We start from the raw sequence: 22923 nt of genomic DNA, 5'->3' as shown, positions 1-22923 counted from the left end.
CCATCTACCTAGAGATAGATTCTAGTATGTGGCGGTTTTGTATTGAAAACGCTTCAATTAAACAAGTACTAACCACAGGCCTCGGATCATCGGGGTTTTTCAACCAATATCCCTCGCCTTCCACGCCTTATTTTGGCGTTGCAGAATTTGAGGAGGATTATTGTGGGGTGTCCTGCCTGCTGTGAAAATACAGCGGACGGGCTACGAGATCCCATCCCACAAAACCATCAAAATCTTCCCGCAATTATGCAACAGCCTTATTTTAGTTGATCAAACCGGGTTTTGGCATCCATGACTATTCAAGAATTAGGGGATCGGAGTCGCCTCAAATTCCTGGGAGCGCAACAGTTATTTACGTTCTCCCCCCCACAGGTAGGGTTTAATTTTCAACCGCTGCACTATAATTAATTTGCGATAACTAACTTATATATAGGTAAACTGTCAGCGCAGAGGGTGCAGCAATCTACTTAAATTGGCCACCAATAAGAACCACTTATGCGGTGTGGATAGCCTTTAAGCCCATGCCCCTGTTACCTCAGGGAACTTAACTAACCTGAATATTAGGGTAGCTGGCAAGCTTTCCGGCGACAGTCGGCTATGCTTGATTCGGCGCTCTCGCAATAATTTAATGGAGGATGACAAAATGCCTCCAAATTTGGCTATTTCGGGGATAGTGATGAAAAATGACTCTTTGGATCTGGTCAAAAGCCTCAGCCCTAGTGCAATGGATCAGATCATGCTATATCTGGCGTTTAGCGCCATGAGAACCAGTGGGCACAGGCACGGGGCGTTTCTAGACGCGGCCGCAACGGCGGCTAAGTGTGCCATTTATATGACTTATATGGAGCAGGATAACAACCTGCGGATGACCGGACACTTGCATCACATTGAGCCTAAACGGGTGAAGGTGATTGTTGAGGAAGTCCGGGAAGCTCTGACTCAGGGAAAATTGCTGAAAATGTTGGGTTCCCAAGAACCTAGATATTTGATTCAGTTTCCTTATGTCTGGCTGGAACAGTATGGTTGGATGCCGGGACGCCCTCGCATTCCGGGAAACAATTTGACTGTAGATGAAAAAAAATATCTCGAAGGCAAGATTCCTCCGAATCCGCCAGACGCTCAACTGATCAATTCTTTTCAGTTTATGGAGTTGATCGAGTTTCTGCACAGGCGATCGCAAGAAGATATGTCTCCAGAAAGGCGAATGCCTTTGAGCGAGGCTCTAGCAGAACACATTAAGCGGCGCTTGATCTATTCTGGGACAGTAACTCGCATTGATTCTCCTTGGGGAATGCCGTTTTATGCCCTCAGCCGCGCTACTTACTCTCCGGCAGAGCAGGAAGAGCGGACATTTACTATGGTTGAGGATACGGCTAGATATTTCCGACTGATGAAGGATTGGGCGGAAAAACAACCGAAGGTGATGCGAATTATGGAGACTTTGGATATTCCGCCGGAACGGCTCGACCAAGCCCTTGAGGAATTAGATGAAATTATTCGCAATTGGGCCGATCGCTATCACAAACGGGGCGAACCGACGATGATTGTACAAATGGTTTTTGGGCCGCAAGACGACGCTTAGTTTTATTAACTATTAATCATTAGTCATGAGTTGATTGCTTGAGACTAATGACTAATGATTAATAGCTAATAGCCCTGGACGGCGCAACCGGCTTTTTTTCCAAAAATACTGCGTTAATCGTTTGAATTCTCGTAAAAAACCCGGTTTATTGGGTCGCGAATGCGTCCAAGATTAACTAAGCTAAAAAAGCTCTCCAGGTCGCCGCTAAAATAATCGCTGCGATCGCTCCTATGAGTGTATTGAAAAAATTTACCACCTCGTTCGTCAGCCACTCAAACTTTGATTGCACCGTCGCCCCCATCACGCTCTCGATGTTCGTGGCAATAAAAGCTGCCATAACACAAAAAACAATTCCTGTCAAGTCTATTAAACCGACGGCCCAACTTAAAAGCGCAATCAAAATTGAGCCGACAATACCCGCGATCGTTCCTTCCAAACTTACGGCCCCTTCCGTACCTCTAGGTACAGGCTGCAAGCTGGTAATCAAAAAAGTCCGCTTGCCGTAAGCTTTGCCGATTTCGCTAGCGCAGGTATCCGAAAGTTTGGTGCAAAAACTCGCCGCGTAACCCAGCAATAACAGGGAAATAGCATTTTGTGGCACAGACATTTTGCCTGTCTCTCCTAAAATAGATAATCCCAAAACTGCCACAGCGCAAAGAGTAGCGGTTAAAGCTGAACCCCAGACATTTTCTGGGCCTCTGGCGCCTGAACGCTTTTCGGCTATGCCTTCTGCTTCTTTTTGGGCTTTGCCGATGCGGGTAACTCCCGATCCGACAAGAAAGTAAAACATCACCACAGCATAGCCTTGCCATCCCAAACAGCCCCAGATGAGGACGCCCAATACCCAGCCGTGAAATTGGCCAGCGGGAGTGAGCAATTTTTTAGGAGCAATGGTGGCGATCGCGAGTAAAACTGTATTTAGGGCGATCGCCAGCAACCAAGGATTAGACCAAGATAAATAATTAAAGAACAATTCTGAATTCTGCATTGAGTACCTCCATGAACCAAGTCTTATTTCATCTTGCCTTCCCCGTGACCGATATTGCCCAAACCAAAGCGTTCTATGTAGACGGGCTGGGCTGCGAACTAGGTCGCGAATCGCCTAATTCTGCGATTATGGGTTTGTGTGGCCACCAAATTGTCGCCCACGTCAGCCACGAACCTTTGACGCCTCAGCGAGGCATCTATCCCCGGCATTTTGGGTTAATTTTTACTTCCGAAGCTGACTGGGAAGCGTTGCTAGAAAAAGCCCAGCAAAACAACTTAAATTTCTATCAAGAACCGAGACGGCGATTTGTCGGTTTGCCTACAGAACACCGTACTTTTTTCTTAGAAGACCCTTTCCACAATATACTTGAGTTCAAGTATTATTCTGAAGCGGAAGCAATTTTTGGTCGCAGCGAATACGCTGAAGTTGGGGATGCTGTTTGATATCTAGTCCGGTAGCGATTTGCCTCCTGTGGGGACAGGTTTACCAGATTGTTGGTTTTAGGCAATTATTGTAGGTGAACCTACAAAATTTGACATTATACAAGAATGAATCAAACGGTCAATCATGAACTTTCAAGGGTTCTGAAAGTGCTTCAGCGACCGCTTTTAAACTGCTGGAATGCCACGCCATCATGGCATGGGCGAATACGGACAATTTTACTTCTTTGGCAGCAGATATTTGGGAACTAGAAGCGGGTACGATGATAAAATCCCAATCTGTCCAAATCGAAGTAAAATTGAGATTTTCCAACAAAGCAGTATCTCGATTTAAATCTTCTAAAAAAGCACTGCCAGGACGCATTTGGATGCAGCCTTTTCCCCAGAGAGTGTAAGCCATCCAAGTACCGCTGTGAGGAGAAGATATGGCAATAAAGCGCTGCACTCGGTTAATGCCGCCTAACCTTTGCAGGTAGTAGCGAGTTACTAAACCGCCCATGCTCAATCCTACTATATCTAAATGCTGTTCTGGCGCAAAGGTTTTGTCTATATAATCTGCTATTTGTTGGGCTAATTCGTCTATGCTGGCGTTGCCCCAATGGGGTGAGAGATTGAGGGTGTAGACTGACCATCCCAGTTTGGTCAGGTAGGCAGACATTTTGTGAAAAATTCCCGATTTTCTGAAAATTCCGTGAATTAGCAAGACGGGGTTGCGGCTGAAATTGCTATTCATTTTTAAGTGGGAATTTTATTTTCTATAGGTGCTTTGAGTTCTTCAACTATTGCGTTAATACTTAGGGGTTCTGTCACCATTTGGCGGTGCAGCAAAACGTTGACTTTAACTTCTTTACCTACTGGCATTTGGGAGCTGTTCGCCGGTACAATCATTATGTCAAATGGCGTCCACATTGATGTAAAGTTTATGCGTTTGAGCATTGTCACATCTTGATTCAAATCGCGCAGCAAGCGACTATCGGGGCGCATATCCAGGTATCCTGGTAGGCGTAGGGAATAGGCGGTGAGGGTGCCGTGGTGGGGGGAAGATAGGGTGATGAAACGCTGTACGCGGTTGATTCCTCCGAGTCGCTGGACGTAGTAGCGACTGACTATGCCGCCCATGCTGTAGCCTACTATGTCTAAAGGCTGTTCTGGATCGAAGGTTTCAGAGATGTAGTCTGCGAGTTGCTTGGCCAGTAAGTCGAGGCTGAGGCTGCCGTCGTTGGGGGTGAGGTTGAGGCTGTGGACTGACCATCCGAGTTCGGTGAGGCGGGCGGACATTTTGCTGAAAATCATCTTTGTGTCCCAGATGCCGTGTAGGAGGATGACGGGATTGCGATCGAGCGAACTGTTCATTTGAAAAGAAAATTGCTTGGTGATTAAAGCATAAATCACTCCCCTAGGGAGTTTTACCCGTACTAGGACAGCTAGCGAATCGGATCGAGGTACGATCGACAATGAGTGGGAATCCCTAACAAATTCTGAGATACTTTGTAAATAAGTGCAAAGCACTGTGAGTATTCATACCTAAAATTTGCTTTGATGAGCGAGCTTAGATATAGCCAAATGTAAATTTTGATGAATAAATGTAGACAAAGGTTGCCATTGCTCGTAATCTAACTTTGTTGACAAGCTTGTACAAATTTCTCTAAAAGAACAAAAGGAGTAAGTCTAATGTTTGGTTTTATCAAAAATTTCTTCGGCGGTATTTTCGGCTTTTTTGCCAGACTGTTGGGCTTGAAAAAGTCTGAATATTTCCTAGATTTGGGCGAATCGGGAGCGAAGGAACCAGCAAAAGTTGCGCCTGCGAAGGCTGAGCCTGTTGCGATCGCACCGGCAAAAGCTGAGTCTGTTAAGTCTGAGAAGTCTGAACCAGCTAAAAAGGCTAAGGTAGAGAAAAAGTCGAAGAAAGAAAACGAACCAGTCGCTAGCGTTCCTGCTAATAATGCAGAACCCGCGAAGGTACCGGCAGCGGCAGCAACTAACGGAAAAGTGCCGAGTCAAGCTGAACCTATTCGGACTTTTGCTCCTAATAATTTAATGCCGACACCAAATGGAAGCCGTCGGACCCCTGGCCCCAGCATGAACAATTTCCGGGAAATGGCCCGTCAGGTGAAAACGAAGTAGGAAATTGGGAATTGATAATAGGGAATTGGGCATTGGATGATTCCCAATGCTGACGTTAACAAATTAAAAATGGGATTCCTCATTTTTAAGTTTAACTATTTGTTCTATTCCCTATTTTCTTGGTTTCTGAGGAAAGCTAATCCGCTGTATAGCTGAAAAGCTGAGTCCCAAGGAGTTTCGGATTTGCGCTCGACTTCTATATGAGATTCGATTTTGCTCAACATATTAGTGTAATCGAGCACTGTCTCGGCAAAGGGCGTAAATTCTGACCAAACTGTAACGTCAAGCTGGCGATCGAATATTTCCAGTAAGTTATTCCAGTTAATTCTGGTGGTACTTTGAGGAATTTGTGGAGAGTTTTTGACTCTCGATGTTTTGTTTTTCTGGTTCGGTGAAGTGGGGAGCTCGGCTGAAGCTTTGGTGAAGTCAACTCCTTGTTGAAATTCGTAACTTTGGTCGCAAATTCGCAGAATGCAGTTTCTGCTGGGAATGTGTAAGTCACAGATTTGAGCGTAATCTTGCCTGATTTCTCTGTGGCGAAATTGCTCCTTTCTTCGGTTGGGGGAGTAGTCCATGACTTCGATGAACATCGGCAACAAGCCTTCTACTCTTTGGGTAACTTCTGACCAGCTAAATTCGATCGCACCGAGTCGATCGAGTTTATCTTTACAAACAACGGCTGGGGAAGAGAGAGACTGGAAGTGTTGCACTCGGAAGATTTGGATTTTTTGAATATCGCTTAGGGTTGCCCAAAATACGGGAATGCCGGCTTTGAGGATTTCTTGGCCGTAAATTCGGAGTTCGGCGATGGGGCCAGTTTTGTAGAGTCTCCAGCCGCGGCTTTGGATTTGCATCCGGGTTGTGTAGGCGTCGATTTTAAAGATTCTGCTGATATTTTGAATGGCGGCGGGTTTGTTTTCGGGACTCACGGGTTCGAGGATAAGGAGTCCGGGTTCGAGGTTGCTGGGGTCGTTTTTGGCGGTTTCTATGGCTTGTTGGCGAAGGTTTTGTTGTGCGCTTTCAACCCGTTGAATAGCTTGGCGGGTCTGGGAGACGATTTTGGGGTTGGTGATGTCGCGGAGTATTTGTTTATAGGTTGTTTGGGCTTTTTCGAGGTTGTTGGTGAGTTCGTAGTAGCGGGCGATATAGTATTGTACCCACGGATTTTCGGGGGAGTCTTTTTGTAGTTTTTTGATGAGTTGGGCAGCTTGTTTGTAGTCTTTACCCTCTAGGGCGGCGGCTATTTGGTTGATGTCTGTCATGGCGATTGGGGGAATGGCGTTGTTTCTATCTTGGCTGATGTTTGGTTGGTTCCGCCACTGGTTAACAATTTTTGCTGTTGTGTTAACTTATAGATATGATATGAAACTATGACAATTATTGAAAAAATACGGGTCAAATTTGTAAAAAATGATTTTGAGCTTTCACAACACGCAGTAAACCAAAGCATAGTTCGCCGTATCAGGGTACAAGAACTCCGGGAAGCAATAATGGTTGGTGAAGTTATTGAAGAGTATCCCGATGACAAATATGGCCCAAGCTGTTTGATTTTCGGCTTCACCCTTGCCAATAAACCTGTGCACGTTCAGTGCAGTTATCCATCTCGTCCTTTGGTACAAATCATTACTTTATACGAACCAGATCCGAAAATTTGGATTGATTTTAAGTGAAGGATAAATCAAAATGAACAATGACATCTGGAAAGAAACAATGGTGGAACAAAAAGTAAATTATACCCTTGAAATCAATGGTAAGTTTATTATTATTGAAAATGTTCCTGCTAGAGTGTGTTTGGAAACGGGAGAGCGTTTTTTTTCGCCGGAAACTGTGGAACAGTTACAGAAAATGATTGGGGAAGATAGAAAGCCTATTAGGGTAGTTGAAACACCTGTGTTTGAGTTTGCCTAGCGGTTGGTTTAGATTTAGTTATAAGTGGTTGGAATTAATGCTTAAGGTGTAGGAACCTTTGCTTGTACGATCGCCTCCTTTAACAACTATTTTATAAGTGCCGTTACTAGGCAATTTTACGGTGAGTTGAGACTCTCGGCGATTCTGGGAGTTACCTGTTGTTTGGGCAATATTTTTGCCGCTGGTGTCCAACAGTGTTATGTTGTGGTCGAATGCTCTGCTTTTGAGGTCGATCGTAATAGATTGACCTGCCCGTCCTTGAAATGTGTGTTCGCGGGATTCGCCGTCTGTGAGGGTTCCCCGCTGCTGTAGGAGGGAAAGGGAGGTGAGTTTTGGGCGATCGACATTGCTCAATTCTAAGCCGTAATTTGTCATGGGTACATCGAGGCCATTTCCTTCTCTGACTACGATGATAAAACCTGTTTTGTTGTTGATATCTCGGACTATTTTGTCAATAAAATTGGCTTGTATTTTTTGTTCATTTATAGGTTTTGGTTGATTAAAATTTGGTTTCGATATACAGAGAAGTACGCCTCCATCTTGATAGCGGGCGGCGTAGAACCAATAGTTTTGACCGTTAGTTGTAAATTCGTTTCTGCTAAAGATAGTGAATCTTTCAAGTTGCGGTAATTGCTGATTGCGCTGGCAATTTTTATCGATGTAGATTTGGTTGGCTGATGGCTGTTGCTGGGCAAAAACTGCTGGTACGGTAGTGGTTACAATTGCTGAGATGACGCTGAGAGTGAGGGTGAAGGGCGATCGGCTTTTCATAAATACTTGTTTCTATTTATTGTTGTCAGGTGCTGTACGGTATACTTCCTATTTTATCTCTGTTTTAAATACTGTTCTAGTTCCCCAGTGCGCTGTTTAGTCATGCGATCCAAACATTCATTTAGGAAACCTCCATAACCAGTACCGCCACGACTTTTATAAACTTCAAATTCACAGGTTTTATCTCTTAACTGAATCCACCCTAATTGTGCTTCGGAAAGTAGCGATCGCTCTTCGCCACTCAATTGGGAAATCAGTTGTTTGTAAACCTCGTTCAGTCGTTGATCCGAGGCTTCATACCTCAACCGAATACAAGTTCTGACTTGTGCATCTCCTTGGGGGCGATCGCAATTAATTTGTTGAGCAATGGGAAAACTCGGAGATTGTGCAGAAACTGATGTGATACCGAAAATTGCCAAAAGCGCGCTCGACCAAAAGAGCGATCGACCTTTCCTCAACTCTATTTTCATTCCCCCTCAACCCACCTCTCTGATAAATTCTTTGTTATTTGTTGATATTAGCACTTCTCAAATGCCGCGCCAACTAAAGATAAAGCCACAATCGGTGCTGTCACCGCTCTTAAAATTCTACTACCCAAAGAAACAGCTTCAAAGCCCAATTCGATCGCTCTTTTAACCTCACCCTCAGTCCATCCACCCTCCGGGCCAATAGCTATGACAATCGATAATTCTCCCCCATCTTGCTCCCCCCTTATTAAGGGCGATTGGGGGGGAGCGAAACCCGTCGCTCCATCTTGCTCCCCCCTTAACAAGGGGGGCTGGGGGGGTTCTAAACCCTTCAAACAATCCCACAAATGCCGATTGTCTCCGCGAGCAACACAAATATATCGATATTTTTGACCGCAATCTTTCATAGCAACATCAAACGAAACAGGCTCTAAAATCGTCGGCACAATTTGACGTTCCGACTGTTCCGCCGCCTCCGCAGCAATCCTTCTCCACCGATCGACTTTTTGATCACTGGGTTTGAGCAAAGTTCGATCGCTAGTCATCGGCACAATACTTGCCACACCCAACTCCGTCGCTTGTCTCACAACCTCGTCAAAGCCGTTTCCTTTGGGCAATGCCGCCATCAAAGTAACTTCCACGGGTAGCTCCCTGTTCACAGCAATCTCCTCTGCTATGGAGGCAAATAACCCGGTTTCCCGTACTTCTAGGACTGCTAACCACCAATGTCCCCGTCCGTCCATCGCAATAAATCGATCGCCTGCTTGCAAACGTAGCACTCGATTTAAATAATGCTGCTGTTCTCTGGTTAAGTCGATTTGGCGATCGCAAATTTGAGCGGCAGTAATGGCTAATCTTTGTAATTGAGGCATTGAATTTGGGATTGTTCGTTTTCTATTAGAGATTTTTTTTATTTAACCGCAGAGAACGCAGAGAGCGCAGAGGAAGAGAGGAAGAAAAGAGATAGACAGCCGGGGTTTCAACCGATCAAAAACAATAAAGGCAGAGCATCTACAACCGGAATTATCTTACAAATTCGAGTTTTTTTCTGCAAATGCTCTGCCTTTATATTACTTTTGCCAGAAGTCTATTGAATACAATCGAAAATCACAAAGCGAAAATCGAAAATCGGCTTATGCTTCCTCCTTAATCTTCTTTAAATAAGTGGAAATCGCTTCTGTAGCTAGCTGCGTGATTGGCTTGCCCTGACGGGCTGCTTCTTCCTTGAGCTCGTTGTAGATTTCATCGCGGACGCTAATTCGACGGCGGACTTTGCCGCCGCCAGCAGTGGCAGTCTCGTTTTCATCGCCGTTACTAGACGTAACTTCTAATTCATTAATCTCAGTTGTCATCGAGTCAGCAGATTGGTAGTTGGTTACAAATTGACGGATAGATTCTAACCCGACGCGATCGCAAAAATTGCCAAAACTCTCGCTCAGTTGCCGTTTTTGCTTGAAATAAACAAAAATCGGCTCCAGAAAAGCTTCAAAATCCTTGACGTGCAGCTTTTCCTCAATTGGTTTTGCCAGCCGCGTTTGGTCGGGAGAACCGCCCAGCCAAATCTGGTAGGATTCCGGCGAACTCCCGACAAACCCCAATTCTGCCATATAAGGGCGGGCGCATCCATTTGGGCAACCAGTCATCCGCACCACCAAATGCTCGTCTTGCAAGCCAACTTTGGTCAAAAGTGCCCGAATCCGCTCTAAAATGCTCGGCATCACGCGCTCAGACTCGGTAATCGCCAGCCCGCAAGTCGGCATTGCCGGACACGCCATCCCATAGCGCACCAATGGGTCGATCGCAGTTTCTCGCTGAATGCCACATCGATCGAGTATTCCCTGAATTTCTGCTTTAATATCCGGCGAAATATCGTAAATCAGCACGTTTTGGTGTGGCGTCGCCAGTATCGGCAAGTTGTACTTCTGCACAATTTCCCGCAAAGCTGTTTTTAGCTGAAATGAACCTTCATCCTTGATCCGGCCATTATCCACGGAAATGCCGACAAACAGTTTACCGTCTCCTTGTTCGTGCCAGCCCAAGAAATCAAAATACTTCCATTCAGGCAGCGGTTTAAAGGCTTCTAGCGGCTTGCCAAAATATTCGGCTACTTTTTCGCGGAACCACTGTACGCCTTTGTCGTTAATCAGGTACTTTAGTCGCGCGTGCCGTCTGTCTGTGCGATCGCCAAAATCTCTTTGCGTTGCTACAATTGCCTTGACCAAATCGTAAACATCATCCTTGGCAACATAGCAAATCTCATCAGCAACCCGCGCAAAAGTCTCTTCTTTGTTGTGAGTACGGCCCAAACCGCCGCCAGCAAACACATCAAAACCTTGCAAGTCGCCAGCTTTATTGGTAATTACCACCAAGCTCAAATCCTGAGAGTACAAGTCAATTGAATTGTCTCCCGGCACGGTAACGGAGCACTTGAACTTGCGCGGCATATAATGGCTGCCGTAAATCGGTTCTTCTTTGTCGTCGCTAAAGATTGTGCCGTTGGCGTTTTTCTGTCTCGCGGCCTTGACTGCGGGGTCTTCCTCAGCCGAAACAGCTTTTTCGCCATCCAACCAAAGTTCATAATAAGCACCGGTTTGCGGTGTCAGCAAATCGGCGACATTGTTAGCGTATTGCAGCGCATACTGGTATTCTGGGCGATTTTTGTACGGTGCTGGAGGTGCCATGATGTTGCGGTTCAAGTCGCCGCAAGCTCCCAAGGTTGACCCCATATTTTTAATAATTGAGGAAAACACTGCTTTAAGATTTTTTTTCAACACGCCGTGAAGTTGGAAACCTTGGCGCGTTGTGACGCGGAGCGTGTGGTTGCCGTATTCTTCAGATAGCTTGTCTAAAGCTAGGTATAATTGCGGCGGAGTGAACCCGCCGGGATTGCGGGTGCGGAGCATGAACTGATAGTCTTTTTCTTGTCCTTTAACTCGATTGTCGCGGTTGTCTTGCTGGTACGAGCCGTGAAATTTGAGAATCTGAAGCCCCTCTTCGGTGAAGTGGGTAGTTTCTTGTAACAGTTCAGTCGCAACGGGTTCTCGTAAATAGTTGCTGCGTTCTTTGAGACCTTCTGATTTAGAGGGCTTGCGCGCAACTGGGGTTGAAGTGGAAGATGTGATCATGGGAATGTATAGTGCCAGTTATAATTAGATACAGCCGATCGAATATTTCTTGAAATTTTGACACTTGACAAATTTGCACTTGACAAATCTCCTCAGAAATGCTGTGTCGGATATGTTGACAACTCGGTTAACAAGTCAGTTAACAAGTAAGTTAATAACGGTAATCCGGTAGGAATTCTGATGTTGTTCAATTGTAACACGATCGAGCCCGGCCTGAAAAATTGTAATTAAGAGTTTATACTTTCGATCGCTTAACTGCACGAAATTTTACAAATAATTAACCTCAACCTTTGAAACTATGTCACTGTATGACGAAGACACCTTTGTGGTGTTAGAAACAAACCAGCCAGAGCAGTTTTTGACTGCGGCGGAACTGTTAGAAAAGCTGAAAGCCGTGTTAACCGAGGAACACGAAGATTTGCCGCAGGACTTGCATAAAATATCTGGCGTGGAAGCTCAAGCCAAGTATTTAATTGATACTTATTGTGAATTAGATGTCGGGCAGGGAAAATATTTGCAGTGGTATGCAGTGCGCTTGGAAAAGTAATTTTAGGGATGGGGAATTGGTAATACAGTTAGCCGTTAGCAGTTAACATTCAACAATTCTCCAATCTAAAATCCAAAATCTAAAATCTAAAATCGGTTAATCTTCTAACTGTTGAACCGAGGATACTTCTACTGCGGTAACATCGATCGTACCGGGCGGTGTCAAGCGACTAAAATGACCTTCCTCTATTTTCAGAGGTTCGCCGCAGTTGGCACACTGAAACTGAGTTTGATTTAAAGCTGTAAATTCGTATTGACAAACTGGACAATTGTCCTCAATTAAATTGCGTTTCAGCCACCACTGAAGCACGAAAAATGCGACCACAGGCGTCAGCAACAAAAAAGCTACTACAATCAACAGTGATTTAACTATCCAACCCAAACCAATAGACACCAACAAACACGCGATGCCCAGCAGTATCAGCCAATTACTAATACGGGGTAGCTTGAAAGATATTTTGGGGCTGCCTTGGTTCACGGTGGTCTCCTTGGGTGTCTTTGCAGGTAGGCATAACTCTATCCTACTCAGAAATTCAGGCGGTCGATCGAGTTAATTTTCCCATTGTACACCCAGAAACCGCTCTCTACGGCATAAGCTTATCTGAGTCAGAGGATTAAAAACCTCCTTGTAAGGATTGACAAAGGGATTCAAAACTAAATCTTGCCAGGGTTTGTTCCCTCAACCAGTCGCGATCGCACCTTTTATCCTCCCCTCGCAGCATTTCCACACAAGCAACCGCAACTGCTGCCGAATCTCGGTGAGGAACTCGCCATCCCAGTTTACCATCTTGCAGCGGATCGGCAGACCCGTCCGCGTCTCCCGCCAGCACGGGTACTCCGCAAGCCAGCGCTTCCAAATAAACTATACCGAAGCCTTCCTGGGAGGGCATTACATAAGCATCGGCTAACTGGTAATGTGCTGCTAAATTTTCTGTCGGTACAAAACCCGCAAATATTACTCTTTCGGTAACTCCCAAATCTTCAGCAAGTTTGGCTAATCTAGATCGATCGTCTCCGCGTCCAATAACTAAGTATTTCACATTCGGAAAAGTTTCGGCTATTTGCGGCAAAGCTTGAATGGTGACATCGACGCCTTTGTAAATATCTGTCGATCGCAATCTGGCTACAGTCATCAATATTTTAGCACCAACCAAATTGTACTGCTCTAATAAATCCTGTGGCTTCGGCCCAGTGGTAAATATATTTTCATCTACAGTACAAGGCACTATTTGGAATTTTTCGGGATTTAAGTTGTTAATTTCGCAAGTACGCGCGGCGAAGCTATCCCGTAGGGAATCGCGCGTGTACCTGCTAATAGTCCAAATACTCTCAGCTTGTCTCATTGCTGTTTGATATTTGGGATCAAGCGGTTCCCAAACTTCCTTGCCATAAGTTAAAATTGTGTAGGGAATTCGCAGGGGCTGGCATAAAGTTTGAATTAGCGGTGCGAGTTTGATGTGACCGCAAAAAACCCGCTGTGGTCGTTTTTGCAGCAAGCGAGTTAGTAATACTGTAGCAAATTTAAGACGGCCCAACCAGGGATTCTCGGTTTTGAGGTAATAAAATTTCAGATTTTTTGATTCGTAAGGATTGTTGCAGTCTGGGGAATCTCGCAACAGCAACACTTCAGCTTGTGGCGGCGAATTTGTCCCTGCGGTTATGGACAGGTAAGCTTTGAGAATGTCTTGAACGTAGGATTGAATGCCGCCTTCGCTGGCAAATATTTCTAGGAAACAGAATAGGTGATTGGCCGATCGCATCTCAGATTTACCCATTGACAGCGCAGACAATTATTGCATTATAGTGATTGTGTCCAAAAGGGCGATCGGCATTATCTAGAGCTTCTAAACCCTGTCCTGATGACTGTAATTGCAGGTTTTACAGGCACATATATGACTCGCCTACTCTCACCGTTAGTTTTGAGCGGCGCTCTGCTTTCTAACTAGGGCTTTTTAACGGGCTGCATGGGTGAGCGCGAAGCTTTGCTTTCAGTTTACTATGAGCTACCCTTGTTAACTGTAAACTTAATGATTTTTTACAATATCCTACCCCAAGCAAAATTTAAGATTTATTGAGTTGGCGCGGCGCGTCCGACCAGACCGAGGATTAGCATATCGGTGCCGATTGAGGCGATCGCATCTTTAGTTTTTGGTAAAAGTATGGTCTATCCAAAGATAGATAGCGAGGCTGTTTTTAACTGTTATCATCAGCAAACATAGAGAGTTAAATTCAATATGACTCGACCAGGTTTTAAAAGCAATTTCTGAAATATTTTGTTGAAAATATTCTCCTAAAATTTTCTCACGAGGGAAAAATTTTAATGCTCATAAAGCATTTAAAAAATTCAAGCATCGTTGATTTCTGGAGCAGGGAGGAGCGATACTGGATATTCGTATCTTTTCTGTTTCCCAAAGCAGTCTAACGAGCCGAGCCAGAAAGTTTTACGAGCCGAAAAAAAACAAGGTATCGTACAATAATGTACGAAGAAAAGCAGAACCCCTAAAACATTAAGTATTCGAGCTTAAACCTGACCAAAGCTAATGTTAGGTTGGCAATGTCATATTTACGAGTGACTCTCTCAAAACGAGAATTCATTGGAGTTTGAGGTGAAACGAGTAACGATCGCACTCAGTCTTTTTAGTCTACTCAGCAGCGCTCTGGCAAGTTGCACCGCCACTTCCCAGAACGCTCAAAACAGCATACAACCCAGCAACTCCGAACTTTCATCAGTTGCTGTAGCAGTCCGTGACCTCGGCAATCCATTCTTCGTACAAGTTGGCAAGGGCGCTGAGGCCGCAGCCAAGAAAATCGGCGGTGCAAACGTGAGGACAACTCTCGTTTCCAGCGGCGACGATTTAAATCAGCAATTTAATCAAATCGAAAACTTTATTGCCTCTAATGTCAGCATGATTGTACTCAATGCTGCTGACACCAAAGGCATTGCACCCGCTGTCGAAAAAGCCAAGCAAGCCGGAATTCCGATAATTGCAGTTGATACCGCCGCCGAGGGAGGCGTGGATGCCACAGTTACTTCAAATAACGTGCAAGCTGGCGAAGTAAGCTGTCAATATATAGCCGATCGCTTGAAAGGAAAAGGCAGCGTTGTGATTATCAACGGGCCTCCCGTCGCTTCAGTCGTCGAGCGAGTTCAGGGGTGCCAAAGGGTCTTCTCCAAATATCCCAATCTCAAGGTTCTTTCCAAAGATCAGAACGCTGAAGGCAGCCGCGATGGCGGGTTAAGAGTGATGAGCGATTTGCTTACTTCTTTCCCCAAAATAGATGCTGTTTTTGCAATTAATGACCCCTGTGCCATTGGTGCAGAATTAGCAGCAAAACAAGCACAAAGAAGCGAGTTCTTTATTGTGGGAGTCGATGGTGCACCTGAAGCTTTAGATGCGCTCAAACAGAACAACAGTCTCTTTGTGGCTACAGCAGCTCAAGATCCATTTCGCATGGCAGCCAAGGCCGTTGAAGTCGGTAACGACATTCTCAAAGGAAAAAAGCCAGCCAATCCAAACATTCTGATTCCAGTCGCGCTGATTACTCGCGAAAACGTCAATCAACATAAAGGCTGGACCAGCGAGTGACCTTCTTCGTGTCAAGTTAAGACTAAAACCCTTGAGGAATCCCGTTTTTCCCCGAGTCTAGATCCCCCTAAATCCCCCTTAAGAAGGGGGACTTTGAGAAGAATCTTCTCCCCCACTTCTTAAGGGGGCCTAGGGGGGATCTAAGTTTAATAGTCAAGCAGATTTCCTTACGGTATTTACAATGGTAAATAGCACTCAAGATTCAATTAACACTAAGCCCGTACTCGAAATGCAAGGTATTAAAAAAACCTTTAACGGTTTTATAGCCTTGCACGATGTAAATATCACCGTTTACCCAGGTGAAGTCCACGCCCTCATGGGGGAAAATGGTGCGGGCAAAAGTACGCTGATGAAAATTCTGGCGGGAGCCTACATAGCCGATGCAGGCGAAATCAGAATTGACGGCAAAGCTGTTAAGATGACAGACCCCGCTCAAGCCAGAGATTTAGGGATAGCGATTATTTATCAAGAACTCAATCTTGCCCCCAATCTGACAGTTGCTGAAAACATTTTTATGGGCAGCGAGCTGAAGAAAGGAGGTACATTTCTAGACCAAGATGAAATGCGGCGCAAGGCATCTGAGGTCTTGAAAAACCTCGATGCAAATTTTGAGGCGGGAGACCTGGTTTCTACACTTTCAATTGCGGAACAGCAGCAAGTCGAAATAGCTAGGGCGCTCAAACACAACAGCCGAATTTTAGTGATGGACGAGCCGACGGCCGCGCTTTCAGACCGCGAAACAGATAAGCTTTTTGAAGTGGTTCGCCGCTTGCGGAATGAGGGCATTGCTATTATTTATATCAGCCACAGAATGGCAGAAATTTATGCCCTTGCCGATCGCGTGAGCGTCATCCGAGATGGCGGATATATTGGCTCTCTTGAAAAGCACGAAATTTCTGCTAATCGTCTGGTGGAAATGATGGTGGGTCGTTCTTTACAGGATTTGTACGAACACAAGCATCAAATAACACCGGGTGCAGTTGTTCTTGAGGTAACAAATTTAAGCGACGGCCACAAAGTAAAGCCTGCCACTTTTCAACTTCATGCGGGCGAAATTCTGGGTTTAGCTGGTTTAGTTGGCGCCGGCAGAACAGAACTTGCCCGCCTGATTTTTGGTGCGGATCGAAAGACAAGCGGTGAAATAAAACTGGAAGGTCGTCATCTCAATGTCTCGACACCCGATGAAGCAATGGCCGCCGGAATTGCTTACGTGCCAGAAGATCGCAAGGCTCTCGGACTATTTTTGGAGGCAAGTTCGGGTGAGAATATCACCATGAATGTCCTCGATAGAGAAGCAAAAGCTGGCATTATTAACTCAAATTTTTTGTTGAAAGTTGTCAATGATGCTATTAATAATTTGCAGATTCGCCTTGCAAGCCCCAGCATCAGGGCAATGGATCTTTCTGGGGGAAATCAGCAGAAGTTGCTGCTAGCGCGTTGGTTGGCTATCAACCCAAAGGTACTTTTGCTAGATGAACCGACGCGGGGTGTGGATATTGGCGCCAAAAGCGAAATTTATCGAATTATTAGCGATTTGGCAGCCAAAGGTGTAGCTATTTTGATGATTTCCAGCGAACTGCCGGAAATTGTGGGAATGAGCGATCGCGTCTTAGTGATGCGCGCAGGAAGCCTTGTCGGTGAAGTAGGCGGATCGACTGGGGAAAAGATTACGCAAGAAAACATTATGGCTTATGCCACTGGTGCAAAAGAGGTAGTAAAATCATGAGTCAAACGCAAACAAAAACCAGCAGAAGTTCAGGGAGCGATCGCCAAAAAGCCAGTAAATCTCAAGCTTGGAGAAATTTTATCCAAGTGGCCGGTATCCTACCGATTTTGGTTGGCATCTGTATAATTTTTTCCCTGGTAACGCCCAACTTTCTTTCAGTTGGAAATTTGATCAATGTCATCCGGCAAGCATCGATCAATATTGTCCTAGCTACCGGCATGACTTTTGTGATTTTGACGGGCGGAATAGACCTTTCAGTCGGGTCAATTTTGGGCGTGACGGCAGTTGTCGGGGTGCTGGTTTCCTTAGTTCCAGGTCTGGGTTGGTTTGCCGTACCGGCTGCGTTAATAGCCGGAGTCTTTTTGGGATTGCTTAACGGCTCCCTAGTTGCCTATTTAGGTTTGCCTCCGTTCATCGTAACCCTCGGTTCTTACACAGCTTTGCGGGGAGTTGCTTATTTAGTAGCTAACGGCACTACAGTTATCAATAGAAATCTGAATTTTGCTTGGGTAGGTAACAATTATGTCGGCCCAATTCCCTGGTTGGTTATTATCGCTTTCCTCGCAGTTTTAGCGAGTTGGTTTGTCTTGCGACGGACTGTTCTAGGCAGGCATATTTATGCCGTGGGAGGCAACATTCGGGCAGCACGATTGACAGGTATTAAGGTGAGTCGCGTGCTGTTATTTGTCTATGGCGTGAGTGGGTTGCTTTCTGGTTTAGGTGGAATTATGAGCGCGTCGCGCCTCTACAGTGCGACGGGGATGTTGGGGCAAGGCTACGAATTAGATGCGATCGCTGCTGTAATTTTGGGAGGAACGAGTTTCACAGGTGGAATTGGTACTATTTGGGGTACTTTGCTGGGGGCTTTAATTATTGCCCTGCTCAACAATGGACTAACTCTCATGAATGTGTCTTTCTTCTGGCAGTTAGTTGTGAAAGGTCTGGTGATAATTATCGCAGTGACAATTGACAAAGTTCGCACCGGTTCAAGCGCAGCGTAAAGGTATTGCTAATTCGGTGTATCGGTTCCTTATTCGGAGCTTTTTCCTATGCACATCCAGCATTTTTATCACCTGATTACTACTTTTATCCTGGGTTCACCTGCTGTATTTCTACTAACATCATCCCCAAGTTTTGCTGCACCAATTGATAGATTAGTTGCTCCTGAACCGTTAAATACCTTGGCAGAAGACCCCTTCGCGCAGGTTAATTCTGTCTCTCAACTCTCGGATGTAAAACCAACTGACTGGGCGTTTCAGGCGCTGCAATCTCTAGTTGAACGCTACGGCTGCATTGTCGGTTATCCCGACGGTACCTACAAAGGAAACCGGGCGATGACGCGGTACGAATTTGCCGCAGGATTGAATAGCTGTCTCGATCGAGTCAGCGAACTAATTGCCACAGGAACAACCAACCAGATTACTAGAGAAGATTTAGCGATCGTCCAAAAGCTGCAAGCAGAATTTGCCACTGAATTATCGGTGTTGCGCGGTCGAGTCGATAGTCTCGATGCACGCACAGCCGAACTAGAAGCGAATCAGTTCTCGACTACTACGAAGCTGAATGCGGAAATTATCGTGGTGGTAACAGATACCTCTGGTAACAGTGTTGGGGATTCGCGCGATCGCACTAACACTATTATTGCCAACCGGGGGCGATTAAATTTTGAAACCAGCTTCACCGGTCGCGATATGCTGAGAACCCGTTTGGAATTCGGCAACTTGGGCAGGATTGCCGATGAGACGGGTACAAATATGACGGCTTTGAACTTTGATGGCAATGTCGATAACACAATCACCGTCCCTCACGTATTGTATGTGACCCCGCTGACCTCTAATCTGGCGCTGACCGTCGGCCCCACAGGTGTTGGGTATCCCGATATTACGGATTTGCTGACTCCTCCCACGATCGCCAGCGATAGTGAGGGAATTCCCTCGAAATTCGGACAATACAATCCCCTCTACCGCCGGGGAGGTGGCGGTGCTGCTGTCAACTGGACGATCGTCAAAAACCTCACCCTGACTGTGGGCTATGTCGCCGGCAATCCCAATCTCTCGCAGCAAAGTAACGGTTTATTCAACGGTTCGTACAACGCTCTGGTTCAGCTTGCCTACCGGGGCGATCGCGGAGCCATTGGCGTAGCCTATTCTCGTACCTTTGCCCCAAGCGGTAAAGCAGATCTCACCGGCGGTACGGGCAGTTTTCTGGCTGCGCGACCGTTTGGGGACAATATTGCTACATCCAGCGATTCTGTAGGCGTACAAGGATTTTACCGCCTTGCTCCCCGCTTGCAAGTTCACGGTTGGGGCGTTTATACTCGCGCCAATGCAGAAAATTCTGGTGTTAGCAGCGTTTCTGATGGTAGAGGTGGCGTGGTTTTGCTAAATGTTGACGGTGACGATCGCGCTGATATTGTGTATGCAGCGATCGGGATAAGTTTCCCAGATGTGGGAGGTGAAGGCAACCTACCGGGGATTTTGGTGGGTTTGCCAGGTCGCGTGACGAGCAGTAATGTGCGCCGCGAGCGAGATACTTCCTATCACATTGAAGCTTTCTATCGCTTTCAGGTCAACGACAACATTTCCATCACCCCTGGTGTTTGGGCCGTTGTTAATCCTGAGAATGACAGCCGCAACGACACTCAATGGGTTTGGTTGCTTCGCACTGGCTTTAACTTTTAACACGAAACATATTTTAGTAACCTAGTCCAGGACGCAAAAACCCAGTTTCTTGACGTAATTGCCTCATTTGAGACGATAATCGCGAGAAACCGGGTTTTTTAGACTGATAGTGCATCCAAGGCTTCAATTCCATGCCACACAACAAAAAACCCCTACCATCGCTGGCTGGGGTAGAAAATTATCAGGGTGCATCTACTAATATTTGCAACTATAACATACATTTGTGGGGTGTCACCCTCCAGGGGTGACGCCCAACGAAGATTTTGAGTCAGAATAAATTATGATTCAATATGCCAATGATTAACAAAGCTGCTATATCATCTCGTTCTGTCCCACCCGCTCTAAAATTTAAGATTTAGAATAAATCTGTGCTAGACCTCAAATTAATCCGAGAAAACCCGCAAGCCGTGCAAGAAAGCCTCAACCTGCGCGGAGGTAACTATGAAATAGAGCCGATTTTGCAATTAGACAAACAGCAGCGGGAGTTGGAAGGCAAGCGATCGCAACTACAAGCCCGCAGCAACGAAATTGCCAAACTCATCGGTCAAAAAAGAAAATCGGGTTTACCCCTCGAATCTCCCGAAATTCAGGAACTGCAAGCAGAAGGCAACGCAGTCGGCACCGAGTCGAACGAACTGCAAGCACAGGAAAAAGACCTAAAAGCTCAAATAGAAGCTTTATTGCTACCGCTGCCAAACTTGCCAGGTTCCTCAACCCCGATCGGCAAAAATGAAGAAGAAAACGTCGAAATCCGGCGCTGGGGAGACGAATACATTCCCCAAAATCCCGGTATTTTACCGCACTGGGAAATCGGCGAAAAATTAGGAATTCTCAACTTTGAACGAGCCGTAAAAATCGCTCAGCCCCGCTTTGTGAGCTTAATTGGAGCTGGTGCAGCCCTGGAAAGAGCGATTATTCAATTCATGCTTGATCGCCACACAAAAGCCGGTTATGTAGAAGTAATTCCCCCATTTTTAGTTAACACTGAATCCCTCACTGCTACGGGTCAACTGCCCAAATTTGCTGAAGAAAGTTTCAAGTGCGACCAAGATGATTTGTGGCTAATTCCTACTTCCGAAGTTCCGGTTGTCAATTTGTACAGAGGTGAAATTTTGACAGCCGAACAGTTGCCAATTTATCACTGTTCTTATACTCCTTGTTTTCGGCGCGAAGCTGGCAGTTACGGCAAAGATACGAGGGGATTAATTCGATTGCACCAATTTAATAAAGTTGAATTGGTAAAACTCGTGCATCCGAGTACATCCGAAGCAGAGCACGAAAAGTTAGTGCAGGATGCTGAGGGAGTTTTACAGGCGCTGAAATTGCCTTATCGGGCGATCGCACTATGTACCGGTGACTTAGGTTTCGCGGCCGCAAAAACCTACGATTTAGAGGTGTGGCTGCCATCTGCTGGCAAATACCGCGAGATTTCCAGTTGTTCCAACGTCGCAGATTTTCAGGCGCGGCGGGCAAATATTCGCTTTAAAGAAGCGGGGAAAAAAGGCACTCAATTCGTTCACGCCCTCAACGGTTCCGGTTTAGCTGTGGGCCGCACAATGGCGGCAATTTTGGAGAATTACCAGCAGCCAGACGGAACTGTAAAAGTGCCGGAAGCCTTACAACCCTATTTGGGACGGGAAGTTTTATAAACAAGATGATTCGGCGATTAACTGGTAGCCCAGGCTCTGCCTGGGAACCGATGTACAGAGGCTCTGCCTCCCTTGCTTGCGAAAATTGCAGGCAGAGCCTGTGGATCTCCGTTACCAGGCTCTGCCTGGTAACGAGTAACGAGTAAAACTCTTGTGGTGTAGGCATCCTGCCTGCCCTTGGCTGGCTATTTACCAGATGTCTATTACAGTTGGAGCAACGCTTCTTTGATATTTAATGCTAAAAATCTATCCAATGCTAGATACATCCAATAAACAGATAACTGACTATCGCTGCTAGTCTTCTGAAAGCCCAAAGCCAGGGACTGTTTTTCGTACATGGGGTGAATCATCAGGGTGTACAAGTCGCAAAGATTGGGAAAATCTGTTTGCATTTCGCCTAAAACTTTTTGTGCGTCTTCGAGAAAAGCAATGCGGTATTCTGACAAATACTGCGGATCGATCATCCAACTGCGGACAAATACTGACTGGCAGTTTATATCTCCTGGTAGCGCCATCTTGAAAGGATCGATATCGGAAATAGAACTTAAATGAAGCCCTTTACTAGCAGCATTAAAAAAATTTACTTCAGATTCGCTAGCTGTGGGATAAAGTAAGTAAAATCCGACTGGATTGAGATTATCTGAGCGGCGCAAAACTCGCATTCCCTTTGAGTATTGATCGGCAAAAAGCCGGAGGATTTTAGCAATTTTGTGGGGAACGGCGTTAGTATTGCGGTTCATCCAGTTGTAATTGGTGGCTAATAAATTGGCAACGGGAATCGCGTCGCACCGAGGGTTGAAGTCATCTAATTGGAGTTGTACTGGCTTTTGAGGTTCGGCGGTATCTAAAATTTCTGAAACTGGTTGAATTTGAATTGCCGTAGCGTTACCATCAAAGTGTTTTGCGATTAATCCGAGTGCTGCTAATTTATCTAACATCATTCCGGCGGCGCGATCGCTCCCGCGATCGGAATCGGAGTAAAATAGTTCGGCGGCTTCCCGGTGAGTGCACTGCACTTCTGTTGCTGGCACTTCCAGTTTTGCCAGCGGTGGTTTGAGACGGGGCTGGCTTTCCTGAAGCTGTTTCACCGATAAGTAAACCCAAAGCCTGATAAAGCATTCAGCCCTAGTGCGAGTTACGCCTACTCGTTTCATCAACAGCGAAACAGCCGTGCGGCGTTGAGAAGGAGAATACCAAGTATCTAGTTTTGCAATATCCATTTCAGTCGGGAAGCTGCGAAGGAACTCTAGTTACATATTGGCTCAATTACATAAAACTTCACCCCGCTTCAGGTAACTTGTTGTCGCTGTTGCTCAACTTGCCTGATTT

22 protein-coding genes are annotated in these 22923 nt (G+C 45.8%); 11 read left to right on the top strand and 11 right to left on the bottom strand.

The window, feature by feature from the left end:
- The first annotated feature begins 676 nt into the window (after positions 1-676).
- Positions 677-1582 (top strand): heterocyst differentiation master regulator HetR, encoded by a 906-nt coding sequence (gene hetR / locus QUA90_RS13165; RefSeq protein WP_333325578.1) that lies wholly within the window; start codon positions 677-679, stop codon positions 1580-1582.
- A 175-nt stretch (positions 1583-1757) separates the two neighbouring features.
- Here hetR and QUA90_RS13160 read toward each other — a convergent pair whose 3' ends face one another.
- A complete protein-coding gene (locus QUA90_RS13160) occupies positions 1758-2570 on the bottom strand; it encodes a TIGR00297 family protein (RefSeq protein ID WP_333445890.1) in 813 nt (270 codons plus the stop codon).
- 11 nt (positions 2571-2581) lie between these two features.
- Here QUA90_RS13160 and QUA90_RS13155 point away from each other — a divergent pair, with 11 nt between their 5' ends.
- A complete protein-coding gene (locus tag QUA90_RS13155; RefSeq protein WP_333331881.1) occupies positions 2582-3013 on the top strand; it encodes a VOC family protein in 432 nt (143 codons plus the stop codon).
- Positions 3014-3131: 118 nt separating this feature from the next.
- Here the strand turns inward: QUA90_RS13155 and QUA90_RS13150 are convergent, their stop codons facing one another.
- Together QUA90_RS13150 and QUA90_RS13145 are read right to left on the bottom strand one after the other, a co-directional pair.
- Positions 3132-3743, bottom strand: a complete 612-nt coding sequence (locus QUA90_RS13150; RefSeq protein WP_333445888.1) for an alpha/beta fold hydrolase — start codon at positions 3741-3743, stop codon at positions 3132-3134.
- Between the two features lie 2 nt (positions 3744-3745).
- Positions 3746-4363 (bottom strand): triacylglycerol lipase, encoded by a 618-nt coding sequence (locus QUA90_RS13145; RefSeq protein WP_333445886.1) that lies wholly within the window; start codon positions 4361-4363, stop codon positions 3746-3748.
- Positions 4364-4681: 318 nt separating this feature from the next.
- Here QUA90_RS13145 and QUA90_RS13140 point away from each other — a divergent pair, with 318 nt between their 5' ends.
- A complete protein-coding gene (locus tag QUA90_RS13140; protein ID WP_333445884.1) occupies positions 4682-5134 on the top strand; it encodes a hypothetical protein in 453 nt (150 codons plus the stop codon).
- Positions 5135-5238: 104 nt separating this feature from the next.
- On the opposite strand, the gene QUA90_RS13135 is transcribed toward QUA90_RS13140, so the two are convergent.
- Positions 5239-6396: a tetratricopeptide repeat protein gene (locus tag QUA90_RS13135; protein ID WP_333445882.1), complete on the bottom strand. Its 1158-nt coding sequence runs from the start codon at positions 6394-6396 to the stop codon at positions 5239-5241.
- A gap of 108 nt (positions 6397-6504) precedes the next feature.
- Here QUA90_RS13135 and QUA90_RS13130 point away from each other — a divergent pair, with 108 nt between their 5' ends.
- Both QUA90_RS13130 and QUA90_RS13125 read left to right on the top strand, forming a co-directional pair.
- Positions 6505-6804, top strand: coding sequence for a DUF4258 domain-containing protein (locus QUA90_RS13130; RefSeq protein WP_333445880.1), 300 nt, complete (start codon positions 6505-6507; stop codon positions 6802-6804).
- A 13-nt stretch (positions 6805-6817) separates the two neighbouring features.
- Complete coding sequence (locus QUA90_RS13125; RefSeq protein ID WP_333445878.1) at positions 6818-7042, top strand: YgiT-type zinc finger protein; 225 nt, start codon at positions 6818-6820, stop codon at positions 7040-7042.
- An 18-nt stretch (positions 7043-7060) separates the two neighbouring features.
- On the opposite strand, the gene QUA90_RS13120 is transcribed toward QUA90_RS13125, so the two are convergent.
- The 4 genes from QUA90_RS13120 to sir form a co-directional block, all read right to left on the bottom strand.
- Positions 7061-7813 (bottom strand): PPC domain-containing protein, encoded by a 753-nt coding sequence (locus QUA90_RS13120; RefSeq protein WP_333445876.1) that lies wholly within the window; start codon positions 7811-7813, stop codon positions 7061-7063.
- A gap of 53 nt (positions 7814-7866) precedes the next feature.
- Complete coding sequence (locus QUA90_RS13115) at positions 7867-8283, bottom strand: lysozyme inhibitor LprI family protein (protein WP_333389986.1); 417 nt, start codon at positions 8281-8283, stop codon at positions 7867-7869.
- A gap of 47 nt (positions 8284-8330) precedes the next feature.
- Positions 8331-9152, bottom strand: coding sequence for a 16S rRNA (uracil(1498)-N(3))-methyltransferase (locus tag QUA90_RS13110; protein ID WP_333328551.1), 822 nt, complete (start codon positions 9150-9152; stop codon positions 8331-8333).
- 261 nt (positions 9153-9413) lie between these two features.
- Positions 9414-11405, bottom strand: a complete 1992-nt coding sequence (gene sir / locus QUA90_RS13105; protein ID WP_333328548.1) for a sulfite reductase, ferredoxin dependent — start codon at positions 11403-11405, stop codon at positions 9414-9416.
- A gap of 298 nt (positions 11406-11703) precedes the next feature.
- On the opposite strand from sir, the gene QUA90_RS13100 reads away from it, so the two are divergent.
- Positions 11704-11952, top strand: a complete 249-nt coding sequence (locus tag QUA90_RS13100) for a chlororespiratory reduction protein 7 (protein ID WP_333082948.1) — start codon at positions 11704-11706, stop codon at positions 11950-11952.
- 96 nt (positions 11953-12048) lie between these two features.
- Here QUA90_RS13100 and QUA90_RS13095 read toward each other — a convergent pair whose 3' ends face one another.
- A complete protein-coding gene (locus tag QUA90_RS13095) occupies positions 12049-12429 on the bottom strand; it encodes a hypothetical protein (RefSeq protein ID WP_333328545.1) in 381 nt (126 codons plus the stop codon).
- Positions 12430-12565: 136 nt separating this feature from the next.
- Positions 12566-13726, bottom strand: coding sequence for a glycosyltransferase family 4 protein (locus tag QUA90_RS13090; protein WP_333445873.1), 1161 nt, complete (start codon positions 13724-13726; stop codon positions 12566-12568).
- 831 nt (positions 13727-14557) lie between these two features.
- Here QUA90_RS13090 and QUA90_RS13085 point away from each other — a divergent pair.
- The 5 genes from QUA90_RS13085 to serS all read left to right on the top strand — a co-directional run bounded on the left by QUA90_RS13085 (position 14558) and on the right by serS (position 21594).
- A complete protein-coding gene (locus tag QUA90_RS13085) occupies positions 14558-15538 on the top strand; it encodes an ABC transporter substrate-binding protein (RefSeq protein WP_333445871.1) in 981 nt (326 codons plus the stop codon).
- A 181-nt stretch (positions 15539-15719) separates the two neighbouring features.
- Positions 15720-17264 (top strand): sugar ABC transporter ATP-binding protein, encoded by a 1545-nt coding sequence (locus QUA90_RS13080; RefSeq protein ID WP_333328535.1) that lies wholly within the window; start codon positions 15720-15722, stop codon positions 17262-17264.
- Positions 17261-18265 carry an ABC transporter permease subunit gene (locus QUA90_RS13075; protein ID WP_333210503.1) on the top strand — a complete coding sequence of 335 codons (1005 nt, stop codon included), beginning with the start codon at positions 17261-17263 and terminating at the stop codon, positions 18263-18265. Before QUA90_RS13080 ends, QUA90_RS13075 begins: the two co-directional genes overlap by 4 nt.
- A gap of 48 nt (positions 18266-18313) precedes the next feature.
- Positions 18314-19945: an iron uptake porin gene (locus tag QUA90_RS13070; RefSeq protein ID WP_333445869.1), complete on the top strand. Its 1632-nt coding sequence runs from the start codon at positions 18314-18316 to the stop codon at positions 19943-19945.
- 368 nt (positions 19946-20313) lie between these two features.
- Positions 20314-21594, top strand: a complete 1281-nt coding sequence (serS, locus tag QUA90_RS13065; RefSeq protein ID WP_333445868.1) for a serine--tRNA ligase — start codon at positions 20314-20316, stop codon at positions 21592-21594.
- Between the two features lie 203 nt (positions 21595-21797).
- On the opposite strand, the gene QUA90_RS13060 is transcribed toward serS, so the two are convergent.
- Positions 21798-22814 carry a hypothetical protein gene (locus tag QUA90_RS13060; RefSeq protein ID WP_333445866.1) on the bottom strand — a complete coding sequence of 339 codons (1017 nt, stop codon included), beginning with the start codon at positions 22812-22814 and terminating at the stop codon, positions 21798-21800.
- Between the last annotated feature and the right edge of the window lie 109 nt (positions 22815-22923).

Origin of the sequence: Microcoleus sp. D3_18_C4, assembly GCF_036702355.1 — a bacterium.
Lineage (GTDB): Bacteria > Cyanobacteriota > Cyanobacteriia > Cyanobacteriales > Microcoleaceae > Microcoleus.
The sequence above is the reverse complement of the archived record's forward strand: the minus strand, read 5'-3'. Positions and strand labels throughout refer to the sequence as shown.